We start from the raw sequence: 11,320 nt of genomic DNA on the forward strand, positions 1-11,320 counted from the left end.
GCTTGCCAGCCGATTTGATGGATGCGGGCCCTGCGGGTGCGGATGCGCCACTCGACGTCGCGACTTGTTCGCCCTAAAGCCAGGTCGCCGCTATCTCGACGAACCCGAGTAAAATCGACGACGCATCCGCAATGGCGGCACGGCAGGCGCGGCGCCGCCCCCCTCTCGAATCGGAGTCGACATGCTAGACGTGTCCACGGTGAGTACTTTTGTCGTTGTCGTCCTAGGCCTCTTTCTCATTCCCGGCCCCGCCGTACTGCTCGTGCTGAGCAGAACCGTACAGGGTGGCCGAAAGGTGGGCATTCTCACGGGCTTGGGGATCGCAACGGGGGACTTCGTCCACACCCTATTCGCAGCAGTGGGCCTATCGGCGTTGTTGATGACGTCCGCGCTTGCATTCAACTTGGTGAAATATATCGGCGCAGCCTACCTCATCTATCTCGGCATCCGTGCCCTGCTGGAAAAGCCGGCCGATATATCGTTGTCCAAGGTTCCGCCCGTTACGCCCTTCAAGGCATTCGCTCAGGCGATCCCCGCGGAGGTCCTCAATCCGAAGACCGCGCTGTTCTTTCTCGCGTTCATGCCGCAGTTCGTCCACCCCGAACGCGGGTCCACCTTCATTCAGTTCGCGACGCTCGGCCTGGTCTTCGTCGTAATGAGCTCGCTTTACACGAGCGTCATCGCTCTATCTATCCGGCCGTTGGGGCGTTTGCTCAAACGCATGTCGTGGATCAAAAAATGGCAAGGGAAAATCCTCGGCTCCATTTTTATCGGGCTCGGTTTGAAGGTCGCCGCTCAGACTCGGTAGACACAGAACCATGACCGGCCGGCTTTCGCTTGCATCGGTCGGAAGCCGGCACCTGCGAGCGCTACGAAGCCAGCGCCTCGGTGATTGCCTCGCAAAGCTCCTTCGGCGCGAACTTCGCGACATACCCGTTCGCACCCGCATTGCGCACGTGCGCTTCATTGGCCGAGCCCGTCAGCGACGAGTGAATGATGACGGGAATATGCTTGAGCCGGTCATCCGCCTTGATTCGGCGCGTCAGCATGAAGCCGTCCATCTCGGGCATTTCCAGATCGGTGATGACGAGCGCGATCTTGTCGCGCGCCGGCACCTTTTCTTTCTCGGCTTCGTCCGCGTAGCGCAGCAGCATTTGCCACGCTTCTTCACCGGTATTGGCAATGACGTGCGGCGCGCCGATCGCCGTGAGCGCCTGGTCCAGCAACGAGCGCGCAAACGCCGAATCGTCGGCGGCCAGGATCTTTCCGCTGCCTGCCGCGTAATGGACCTCGGCACTCAGTTCGGCTTTGTTCACGTCGCGGTGCTGCTCCGGGAACACGTCGCGCATGACCTGTTCAACGTCGAGCACCTGTGCCAGCCGCAATTCGCCCGAATCGCCGTTGAAACGCGCGATGCTCGTGATGTAACCCGTGCCGCCGGCGCACTCGGCCGGGTGCACTTGACTCCACTCGAGCCGCACGATGTCGTCGACGTCTTCCACCGCGAAGGCCTGCGTCGTCCGCGCGAATTCCGTGATCAGCAAGATGTTCGGCTCGCGCGACGGCGTATTGCCCGTCAGGCGGCACAAGTCGATGACCGGAATGATCTGGCCGCGAATGTCGATCGCACCCTTGACGGCCTCGGGCGCGCCCGCGATCGGCGTAATCTCGCGGTTCGTGATGATCTCGCGCACCTTGAACACGTTGATGCCGTACAGCGCCGGTGCCAAACCGGGCCGCGCGGTGCCGAGACGAAACAGCAGAAGTTCGAACTTGTTTTTGCTCGTGAGCTGCGTGCGCTCATCGTGCATGACGTCGTGGCTGGACATGCTTGCCCTCATAGGAAATCCGACCGGCGATCCCACCCGCGGAACCCGCCTCGCGGGATGCGCCATCAACCTGGTTGTCGGCGGTACGCGGCAAAAGCTAAGGGCGCGTTACATTTTTCGCGATACGGAAAAAATCGGGGCGGGCTCGGCTTCATATGAAGGGCGGGAGTGGGGCGCGAGTGCGAGGGTGAATCCCTAGCGGATGCCTGGCGTTGGCTCGTTTATTGCGGCTTACCTTGGCCAATGCAACGACCGTGGGGGCGCACATGAACCGAAGCACCAACGATCCGCAAAGAATGGCCGAGCAGCAACCGAAGCCGGCGCATCACAGCGACGACGCGCGCAGCCGCATGCCGGAGCGCGACGACAAATCGCGCAGGCAATCGCCGGCCGACAAGCCGGGCCGGCGGCCGGGCGAGGGCGAGCCGAGCGTCGGCTAGCTCGGCGCGTCATGACGAGCATCCGGCGCACATCGGCTGGCGCGAACGATCTGCTCGATCGATTCGCGCCAGCCGGCGCCGGCGGCAGGCGGCGGGTTACATCGCCGCGTTGGCCTCGCACTTCTTCATGAACGACGATTTGGCCGCGCCGGCGAGCGGTTTGCCGTTCGAGCCGACCGCCTTCGTCTCGCAACCGGCCTTGGCCGCCTTCATCGCGTCCGCTTGACACTTCTTCACGAACGACGCCTTCGCGGCACCGGCGAGCGGCTTGCCGTTCTTGCCGATCGCCTTCGCTTCGCAGCTCGCGGCCCCCGATGCCGGGGCGGCTGTCGTGGTTGCCGACGCTTGGGCGTGCGCCATGCCCGCTACGAACATGCTGGCGATCGAAGCCAAGATGAATTTTTTCAACATGACCATCCCTCCTGAAGTGGCGTGAAGCGGAACGCTTCTCTCCGTTAACGGTGCCGGAACGTGGCGGTTGACTCATTGCCACCGAGATTTCTCGAACTGCTCCGAATTCACGCCGAGCGAAGGTGACTTAAGCCCCGACTGCACTCCATCGGGGTTCGAACCGGCGCGATTCCCATTCGTCACATCACATTGATAGCTGACCGAAAGCTGGCGTTCATCATCGATTCGCATTCCTCCCCGACAGTCGACCGCTTGTGCAGTCCTGTTTTTCCTTTCGTTTTCGTCCGACAACAACGAGGTGAGGCATGGAAATTCGCAGCAGGTGGTCCTATTTGGGTGCGGCTGTGGCAAGCGCCGTGATCGTGATGGCCGGCGTGCCCGGCGCGGCGCAGGCGCATGAGCACGATCATGGCCGCGGCCATGAGGGCAAAGACATCGATCATGTTCTATTGATCAGCGTCGATGGCCTGCACGAACAAGATCTCGCACGCTGCGTCGGCGCCAATACGTGTCCGAACTTGGCCGTGCTCGCGAAGTCCGGCATCACCTATACCGACGCTCACACGCCCGGCCTCTCCGATTCGTTTCCGGGCCTCGCCGCGCTGCTGACGGGCGGCTCGCCGAAGACGGCAGGCTTGTTCTACGACGTTTCGTACGACCGCACGCTGTACGCGCCGTCGGACACGAACTGCACGGGCAAGCAAGGCTGGAACGTCGTCTTCGACGAAACCACGGGGATCGATGCCGAGAACGGCGGTGCGCTCGTCCACCTGAACGGCGGCGGGGCGTTCAATCCGCAAGCGATTCCGCACGCGCTCGTGAATGGCGTGTGCAAGCCGGTTTATCCGCACGACTACATCAAGACGAACACGCTGTTCGAGGTGATCAAGGCCCATGTGCCGGGCGCTCGCACGGCATGGGCCGACAAGCATGCGTGGGGCTACGACTGGGTGAACGGTCCGTCCGGCCATGGCGTCGACGATCTCACGCGCACGGAGATCAATTCGATCGATCCGGCGACGAACACCGATTACACGGACGTCTACACGCATACCGAGAAATTCGACGACTATCACGTCCAGGCGATCCTCAATGAGATCGACGGCAAGGATTCGACGGGCACGACGAGCGCGCCCGTGCCGACGGTGTTCGGCGCCGATTTCCAGACGCTCAGCGTAGCCGAGAAGGCCCCCGTGGCGAACGGTGGCGGTTATCTCGACGCCGATTTCACGCCGGGCCCGCAGGTCGCGAACGCCATTGCGTACGCGGACGCCTCGATCGGCCGCATGGTGGCCGAGCTCAAGCAGCGCAATCTCTACAAGAGCACGGCCGTCATCGTCACGGCGAAGCACGGTAATTCGCCGACCGATCACGCCAAGCTCGTGAAGAACGGCGATACGCTGACGAAGCTGCTCGAAGCGAACAACTATCTCGATTCGAACGGCAACTTCGGCCAGAACAGCACGGCTTCGGGCAACCTGAACGACGGCACCGGACTCGTGGACACGGGCATGGTGCAGACGGACGACGTCGGGCTCGTCTGGCTGCGCGATCGTTCGCAACTCTCGCAGGTCGTCGCGACGCTGAACGCGAACCTCGGCTGCAACGCGCCCGGTATTTGCGCCGACGGGCCGCAAGCATACATCCTCTATGGTCCGCGTTTGGCGCAGCGCTTCGGCGATCCCGCGCTCGGCCGCACGCCCGACATCATCGTGCAGCCGAACCCGGGCGTGATCTACACGTCGAGCAAGAAGAAGGACGCCGAACACGGCGGCAATGCGCCTGACGACAGCCACCTCGGCCTGCTCGTATCGATGCCCGGACTCGAGCATGCGCGCACCATTGCCGCGCCCGTGCAGACGAAGCAAGTTGCGCCGACGATCTTGCGTCTGCTCGATCTGAAGCCCGAGTGGCTGCACGCGGTCGACGTCGAAGGCACGCGGGTCTTGCCTGGGATCGGGAACGATCGGTAACCGTCATCGGTTATCAGGTGGCGGCCGGCTATCCCTGATCGCTTACGTCGCGCGCCTCCACGAGGCGTTCGACGCGGCGATCGGGGATCAGCCACAGCCCTGCCGTCCCGGCGAAGAAGACGAGGCCGATGCTCGGATAGCCTACCCATGCCGAGGCAATACCGAGCAGATACAAGGCAGGCGAGGCCTTGCTCTTGAACCCCTTGCCGATGGCACGGGCGAGCAGGCTATCGGGGCCGTGATGGCGGACGAGCCCCGTCTGCAGGACCGTCCATGCCAACGCACAGGCGAGCAGATTGACGCCGTAGAGCACGGTCGGCCATCGTGCGAAATGATTCTCGCCCATCCACCCCGTGCTGAACGGCAGCAGCGACAGCCAGAACAGCAAGTGCAGGTTCCACCACAGAATCGCGCCGTTCACGCGCCGCGTGGCTTGCAGCATGTGATGGTGATTGTTCCAATAGATCCCGACGTAAATGAAGCTGAGCACATAGCTCAGCACGATCGGCCAGAGCGCCAGCAGTGCGCCCAAGTCTTCGCCGTGCGGCACTTTGAGCTCGAGCACCATGATCGTGATGATGACGGCCATCACGCCGTCGCTGAATGCTTCCAGTCGGTTCTTTTCCATCGTGTCGTTTGGTGTTTCGGAGAGTCGGTGCCTTCGGCGAGCCCATTCTCGCCTCGATCGATGGTTTGACGCAAAGGCTGCGTCGATCGCCGTGCGGAACGGGCAGCCTTCTTCGTCGTCGCGTCGGTATGTGTCGCGGGCATCGTCGGCGCCGTAGGCGGTTGTTGCGACTGGACAACGTATCGCTGCGCCGATCTGATGATCGGCATCCAATTTGCTGCGCTTGCAATGCAACGAGGCGCCGTTCGCCGATGCGGGCGGCTTCCGGCATTCCGTCCGCGGGGGCGCGGGCGGTCCTGCTCCGTCAACCAGGAGGGAGGTCGCATGCATCGCGCAACCCAAATCGGTTCTTCGCTTCTCTTCGCCGCTGCGGCCGCGCTCGGCTCGACCGCCCAAGGCGCAACGATGGCCAGCCCGAGCAGCACGGCCGAAGCTCAGTCGGCGCCGGCCAGTAGCCATGATGCGGCCGGCGATTCGACGTCGGCCTTCAAAGCCGCAGACGAACGCATGATGAAGTCGATGGAAGATGTGCCCTATACGGGCAACGCGGACGACGACTTCGTATCGCACATGATTCCTCACCATGAAGGCGCCGTGGACATGGCCGAGGTCGAGGCGAAGCATGGCAAGGACCCGCAACTCAAGCGCTTGGCGCAGCAGATCATCACGAACCAGCGGCATGAAATCGAATTCATGAAGCGGTGGCAAACCAAGCACGGCGGCAAGCGGTAAGCGGTACGCCGCGCGGGCGTGCGCCTGCACGCCCGACATCGCTCGGCGAGGATGTCGAAGCGCACCGGGACCGCACCGAACGTTCTATCCCCCACCCTTTTACCCGCCTACCCGCAACTATCAAAGTGAACGGGTTCGCCGGACTGTCCCCGTTTGCTAAATTATCCTACGCAAGATAAACATAGCCTCATCGAGCGCGAAGGGCGAAACAACGTGGGGCCTCTTTCCGGTGCCTCATTCGCGCGGCGGCGATACGCCGCCGCTCGCCGAATGCCGGCGCATTGCCGACATCCCGCAGGAGGTTTCCTGCATTTCATTTGATTAGGAGTACGAAATGAAAGAAGTTTCGGAAGAAGTTTCGCGCTACTTCGAAGCACCCGAAACCACACCGATGCCCGTGAAGATGGGCGTGTGGTGATCCGGTAGCTTCGCCCCTAAACAAAAGAAGGGGGCTTTCCCCCTTCTATTCGGAGACACGCATGCAGTTGCTGCCAGGGAAGTCGCTCGTCAAATTCGATCGGCAGTTTCCGATCTACAACTTCTTCTTTCCGAGCCAGGGCAAGGCGCGCGCACAAAAACCGTTCGCACAGGTCTGGGAAGAGGCCGCGCACCACGTCCGATCGCGCGCGCTGTATTTTCATATCCCGTTTTGCGACACGATCTGCAATTTTTGTCCGTTCACGCGCGGGCGCTATTCGAGCCGGGCCGTCATCGACGAATACGTCGCGGCGCTGCTTGCCGAAATCCGCCTGAAGGCAGATCTCGTCGATTTGAAACAGGTGCCCATCTCGGCGATATTCTTTGGCGGCGGCACGCCCAGCTTGCTCGATCCCGAGCAGATCGCTTCGATCGGCGAGGCGATTCACCGGGCGTTCGACCTCTCGCGCCTGCGCGAATTCTCGTTCGAAGTCGAAGTGAAAAGCTTGACGCCGCAACGCGCGGAGGCCATGCGTGAGATCGGTGTGACGCATCCGCGCTTCGGTTTGCAAACCTTCTCGCCGAAATGGCGTGACCTGTTCGACCTCACGGCATCGCTCGAGCATATCCACGATGCGGCTTCGCTCTTGAAACGGCGCTTTCCGTATCAGACGTTCGACATTCTGTACGGGATGAGCGGGCAAGACGAAGAAGAGCTGATGGCGGATTTGCAGGCGGCCATCGCGCTAGGCACCACGAACATCGACATCTACCCGATCGACAACATCGTCACGCAGGTCGGGCTGCACGCGAAACTGGCGCAGGCAGGCGCGGCGCCGACTTCCGCGATGCGCAAATTCGCGATGAACGTCTTGATCGATCAGACGATGCGGCATGCGGGCTTCATGCCGCACAACGGCCACGGATACTTTCGGATCGGCGATGGGGCGAGCCAAGCCGTCGTCACGCAGGCCTACTCGTTCGCCTATCACGAGCACGTGTACGGCTACCACGATCATGACTTGATGGGCTTCGGCGTCAACGCGATCAGCTCGACCATCGGTCACGTGATGACCCAGACACAGAGCAGGAAAGTTTATCGGGATGCCCTATACGAAGGCCGCATCCCCGGTGAAATCAGCATGCACGATGCGGCGCTCGACTACGCACGCCCCGTCGTTCTTCGCTTGCCCTATCACGGCCGTGTCGACAAGCGCCTCGTGCAGTGGGAGGCGATTCACCCCGAGGTATCGGAAAAGCTCGAACGCGCAAAGCAGGAAGCGCTCGTTGCGGAAGAGGGCGAATCGCTGGTGCTCACCAAGCTCGGTTGGTATTGGTACGTCAATCTGATGTACTTCCTGATGCCCCAGGACGATCAGCGGCTGATGAACGGCCTGGTGCTCGACAAGCTCAAAGACCCGGGGCGCCGGTTCTCGGCGCGCGAGCTGCTGTTCCCGATCGTCCCCGTGCCGGCGTAGGCGCGCTCATGCTCGCGATGCTGCGCAAGGAGCGCCGTTTGTCCGTCTTGCTGGCGGGCAACGCACTGTCCCAGATCGGCGACGGCGTGCACGAATTCGTCTTCATCATCACGGTCTTGCATGTCACCGACGCCAACGTCGCGCTGTCGGGTGCCGTCTATTTTTTTCGATTCATTCCTTACGTCGTCCTCGGCCCGCTCGGCGGCGCGTTATCGGATCGCTGGTCGCGCCGCGCGCTGATGGTCGGCGCCGATCTGGCCAGAATGACGATCACTGGCATTTTCTGTCTGCTGCTTTCGAACGGCGGTGCCGGGATCGCGGCGATCGCACTCATCGGCATGTCGATGACGGCGTTTCGGACGGTGTTCCAGCCTGCGTTCCAAGGCACCATCCCCACGCTCGTGCGCGCGGAGCATTTACCGGCCGCGAACGGCGCAACGCAGATGGCGGCGGAGTTGGGCGGCCTCGTGGGCCCGGCGCTAGGCGGGATGCTGCTTTACGCGGTAACGGACCCCGGCTATGTGCTTGCCATCGATGCGGCCACGTATCTCGTCTCGGCCCTATGCATTCGCCACGCGATCGGGGCGCCGGTGCGGTCGGAGCAGATGGAGCCGGCGCATTCGATGACGCTGCTCGGGCTCTATCGCGAGTTCGGAGCGAACTTGAAGGCCGCGTTGGATCGGCGCGAGCTGTTCGTCAGCATCGGCTATTCGTCGCTGTGCATTCTGTTCGTCGGCGCCGCGCTACGGGTTCTCATCCCGACGATGCTCAAAGGCGAGGGCTTCGCGGACAGCACGATCGGCTATGCGATGAGCTTCCTCGCGCTCGGCGCGATGGCCGGGGCGCTGGTATGCAGCAGCGTCTCGCGCGATTTCAGCACGCCGCGCCTGATGACGTATTGGCGCGGCTACGGCTTCATGCTCGCGCTGTTGCCGCTGTGCGCCGTCAGCGCGCCGGTGACGCTTGCCGGATGCTTCGCGCTCGGCGCCGTGGGTGCTTTCGTCGACGTCGTCCTGCCGACGAACATTCAGCGCTTGTCGACGGAGGCGAACGTCGGCAAGAACTTCGGCCTTTTTTCAACGTTGGCCAATACGAGCGAGGCGATGTCCGGCGTGTTCGCGGGGGCGTTGAGCGTCTTCGCGCCGGTCGGCATCGGCGTCTCGGTCATCGGTATCGCGGTCGTTGCGGTGGGCTACCTGGGCGCGTCCCGGTCGGCGGTGCGCCATGGCTGATGGGGGCCATCTTGCCTATGGCAGACATCTGCTCGCCGATATCGCCGACACGAGTGCCGACGTGCTCAACGATGGCGAGGCGCTCGCACGCGCTTTGACCGAGGCCGCGCTGGCGGAGGGCACGACGGTGCTCGGTACGATCCGGCATGCGTTCGAACCGACGGGCGTGACGGTGCTGCTGCTGCTCGCCGAATCGCACGTCTCGCTGCATACGTATCCGGACGAGGGGCGCGCATTCTTCGATGCGTTCACCTGCGGCGAGCGATGCGAGCCGATCAATATCTTTCGGCGGTTCGCCCTGACGAGCGCTCTCGGCACCTATCGGATCATTCACTGCGAACGCGGCGAAGCCGGCAAACGGTGATCGATCGAAATGCACCGCGTCGCCGCCAGAGGCGAGCAGGCCGCCCAGCCGTCTACGATGAGCGCTTTGCATTTCGCTTTCCATCGGGGCTCGACCCTACTCATAAACTGCGCGTTATTTGCGGAATATATGTATTAAAAGACTAGGCGTCCTGCCGTAATCAAGAATGGGTGGGCCGGCGAGCGCATGCGCCGCCGCGGCCACTTTCTCGGTAAACGTAGGGACCCCAAATGAAACGACTCGACGGCATGACGGTGTTGAGCAAGCTTTTGCTGGCGTTCGCGGTGGTGATCGGCTTAGGCATGATCGTCGGCGGCGTCGGCGTATGGGGGCTGGCGAAGATGCACGGCATCGCCGCCGACCTCGGCACCTCGCAGATGGACGGGCTGTTCGCCATCGAAGAGACCAACAAGTATCGGCTCGACGCAGACCTTTCCGGCGCGAATCTCGGATTTGCGCCCGATGCGGCGGCCAAACGAAAGCTGCAGCAGCGGATGTCCGATGCGCTCGTCGATATCCATCAGGATTTGGATCGGTTCGGGGCAACGGTCGACACGGACGAGGGGCGTGCGATCGTCGCGGACGTGCGCGCGAAAGAGCAGGCGTGGGACAAGTACATTCAGATTCAGATCGGCGCGCAACCGATGCCGGCCGGCATGGATCAGAACACGATGGTGCAAGGCGTGATCGCCGCCAGCGACGCCTTGCGCGAATCGCTCGAAGCCGCCATTCGCTATAAGCACAAAGTGGCGAGCAACAGCGTGGCGGAATCGACGGCGCGGTTCGAGTCGATGCGCGCGATCATGTTCGCGTTCATGTTGGCGTCGCTCTTGGCCGGCGGCGCGCTCGCATGGCTCATCGCAAGGCGGCTGTCGCGTCAGCTCGGCGGCGAGCCCGGCTATGCCGCGCATATCGCGAACTGCGTCGCGGCCGGCGATCTGTCGGTGCGCATCGCCACGCGGCCCGGTGACGCCACGAGCCTGCTCTGGGCGCTGAAGGACATGCGTGACCGATTGGCGCAAATCGTCGCCCGCATCGGCAATTCGAGCGAGGCGATCGCCGGCGCGTCGGGCGAATTGGCGCGCGGCAATGCCGATCTATCCGAGCGCACGGAGCAAGAAGCAGCGTCGCTCGAGGAAACGGCATCGAGCATGGAGGAACTGAGCTCGACGGTTCGGCACAACGCCGACAACGCGCGGCAAGCCAGCACGCTGGCCGGCGCGGCGTCGGAGATCGCAACGAAGAGCGGCGGCCTCGTGGGCGAAGTCGTCGACACGATGCGCGAGCTGGCACACGGCTCGAAGCGCATGACCGACATCATCGCGGCCATCGAGGGCATCGCGTTCCAGACGAACATCCTCGCGCTGAACGCGGCCGTCGAAGCGGCGCGCGCAGGCGAGCAGGGGCGCGGCTTCGCGGTCGTGGCCGGCGAAGTGCGCTCGCTCGCCCAGCGCAGCGCCGTCTCGGCCAAGGAGATCAAGGCGCTGATCGAGGCGTCGACGGCCCGCGTCGACAGCGGCGCCGAGCTGGCCGAGCGTGCCGGATCGACGATGACCGAAGTCGTGCGCGCGGTACGGCGCGTGACCGACATCATGGGCGAAATCTCGGCGGCATCGGGCGAGCAGAGCAAGGGCATCGAGCAAGTCAGCGTCGCCGTGTCGCAAATGGATCACACGGTTCAGCAAAACGCCGCGCTCGTCGAGCAAGCCGCCGCGGCCGCCAATGCGATGGCGGAGCACGCCGGGCACTTGAAGTCGGCCGTTGCCGTCTTTCATTTGGGTTCGTAGCACCGGCGCCCGGAGCCGGCTCCATGACG

At 63.1% G+C, this 11,320-nt stretch carries 11 protein-coding genes; 8 read left to right on the forward strand and 3 right to left on the reverse strand.

Annotation, left to right across the window (positions count from 1 at the left end; translation table 11 throughout):
- Nucleotides 1–181 precede the first annotated feature (181 nt).
- Complete coding sequence (locus tag ACTHNZ_RS13130; RefSeq protein WP_440542930.1) at nt 182–808, forward strand: LysE family translocator; 627 nt, start codon at nt 182–184, stop codon at nt 806–808.
- 61 nt (nt 809–869) lie between these two features.
- Here ACTHNZ_RS13130 and ACTHNZ_RS13135 read toward each other — a convergent pair whose 3' ends face one another.
- Nucleotides 870–1,829, reverse strand: coding sequence for a chemotaxis protein CheV (locus tag ACTHNZ_RS13135; protein WP_440542931.1), 960 nt, complete (start codon nt 1,827–1,829; stop codon nt 870–872).
- Nucleotides 1,830–2,095: 266 nt separating this feature from the next.
- Here ACTHNZ_RS13135 and ACTHNZ_RS13140 point away from each other — a divergent pair, with 266 nt between their 5' ends.
- Entirely contained in the window at nt 2,096–2,269 is a 174-nt protein-coding gene (locus ACTHNZ_RS13140; protein ID WP_440542932.1) for a hypothetical protein, read from the forward strand.
- 96 nt (nt 2,270–2,365) lie between these two features.
- On the opposite strand, the gene ACTHNZ_RS13145 is transcribed toward ACTHNZ_RS13140, so the two are convergent.
- A complete protein-coding gene (locus ACTHNZ_RS13145) occupies nt 2,366–2,680 on the reverse strand; it encodes a hypothetical protein (protein WP_440542933.1) in 315 nt (104 codons plus the stop codon).
- 305 nt (nt 2,681–2,985) lie between these two features.
- On the opposite strand from ACTHNZ_RS13145, the gene ACTHNZ_RS13150 reads away from it, so the two are divergent.
- Entirely contained in the window at nt 2,986–4,653 is a 1,668-nt protein-coding gene (locus ACTHNZ_RS13150) for an alkaline phosphatase family protein (protein WP_440542934.1), read from the forward strand.
- Between the two features lie 28 nt (nt 4,654–4,681).
- On the opposite strand, the gene ACTHNZ_RS13155 is transcribed toward ACTHNZ_RS13150, so the two are convergent.
- The gene (locus tag ACTHNZ_RS13155; RefSeq protein WP_440542935.1) at nt 4,682–5,281 is read right to left on the reverse strand and encodes a TMEM175 family protein; all 600 of its coding nucleotides are present in this window, start codon (nt 5,279–5,281) and stop codon (nt 4,682–4,684) included.
- 324 nt (nt 5,282–5,605) lie between these two features.
- Between ACTHNZ_RS13155 and copM the strand changes: the two genes are divergently transcribed.
- The 5 genes from copM to ACTHNZ_RS13180 all read left to right on the forward strand — a co-directional run bounded on the left by copM (nt 5,606) and on the right by ACTHNZ_RS13180 (nt 11,291).
- The gene (gene copM, locus ACTHNZ_RS13160) at nt 5,606–6,013 is read left to right on the forward strand and encodes a CopM family metallochaperone (protein WP_440542936.1); all 408 of its coding nucleotides are present in this window, start codon (nt 5,606–5,608) and stop codon (nt 6,011–6,013) included.
- A 479-nt stretch (nt 6,014–6,492) separates the two neighbouring features.
- Complete coding sequence (locus tag ACTHNZ_RS13165; RefSeq protein ID WP_440542937.1) at nt 6,493–7,908, forward strand: coproporphyrinogen-III oxidase family protein; 1,416 nt, start codon at nt 6,493–6,495, stop codon at nt 7,906–7,908.
- An 8-nt stretch (nt 7,909–7,916) separates the two neighbouring features.
- Nucleotides 7,917–9,140 (forward strand): MFS transporter, encoded by a 1,224-nt coding sequence (locus ACTHNZ_RS13170; protein WP_440542938.1) that lies wholly within the window; start codon nt 7,917–7,919, stop codon nt 9,138–9,140.
- Entirely contained in the window at nt 9,133–9,504 is a 372-nt protein-coding gene (gene speD / locus ACTHNZ_RS13175; RefSeq protein WP_440542939.1) for an adenosylmethionine decarboxylase, read from the forward strand. The genes ACTHNZ_RS13170 and speD overlap by 8 nt, the downstream gene beginning before the upstream one ends.
- A gap of 230 nt (nt 9,505–9,734) precedes the next feature.
- Entirely contained in the window at nt 9,735–11,291 is a 1,557-nt protein-coding gene (locus ACTHNZ_RS13180; RefSeq protein WP_440542940.1) for a methyl-accepting chemotaxis protein, read from the forward strand.
- Nucleotides 11,292–11,320 lie beyond the last annotated feature (29 nt).

This window comes from Trinickia sp. (assembly GCF_051953955.1).
GTDB lineage: Bacteria > Pseudomonadota > Gammaproteobacteria > Burkholderiales > Burkholderiaceae > Trinickia.

Coding starts and splice junctions, on each gene's coding strand:
- ACTHNZ_RS13150 (WP_440542934.1), top strand. CDS start 2,986: ATGGAAATTCGCAGCAGGTGGTCCTATTTGGGTGCGGCTGTGGCAAGC.
- speD (WP_440542939.1), top strand. CDS start 9,133: ATGGCTGATGGGGGCCATCTTGCCTATGGCAGACATCTGCTCGCCGAT.
- ACTHNZ_RS13145 (WP_440542933.1), bottom strand. CDS start 2,680: ATGTTGAAAAAATTCATCTTGGCTTCGATCGCCAGCATGTTCGTAGCG.
- ACTHNZ_RS13180 (WP_440542940.1), top strand. CDS start 9,735: ATGAAACGACTCGACGGCATGACGGTGTTGAGCAAGCTTTTGCTGGCG.
- ACTHNZ_RS13130 (WP_440542930.1), top strand. CDS start 182: ATGCTAGACGTGTCCACGGTGAGTACTTTTGTCGTTGTCGTCCTAGGC.
- ACTHNZ_RS13165 (WP_440542937.1), top strand. CDS start 6,493: ATGCAGTTGCTGCCAGGGAAGTCGCTCGTCAAATTCGATCGGCAGTTT.
- ACTHNZ_RS13155 (WP_440542935.1), bottom strand. CDS start 5,281: ATGGAAAAGAACCGACTGGAAGCATTCAGCGACGGCGTGATGGCCGTC.
- ACTHNZ_RS13170 (WP_440542938.1), top strand. CDS start 7,917: ATGCTCGCGATGCTGCGCAAGGAGCGCCGTTTGTCCGTCTTGCTGGCG.
- copM (WP_440542936.1), top strand. CDS start 5,606: ATGCATCGCGCAACCCAAATCGGTTCTTCGCTTCTCTTCGCCGCTGCG.
- ACTHNZ_RS13135 (WP_440542931.1), bottom strand. CDS start 1,829: ATGTCCAGCCACGACGTCATGCACGATGAGCGCACGCAGCTCACGAGC.
- ACTHNZ_RS13140 (WP_440542932.1), top strand. CDS start 2,096: ATGAACCGAAGCACCAACGATCCGCAAAGAATGGCCGAGCAGCAACCG.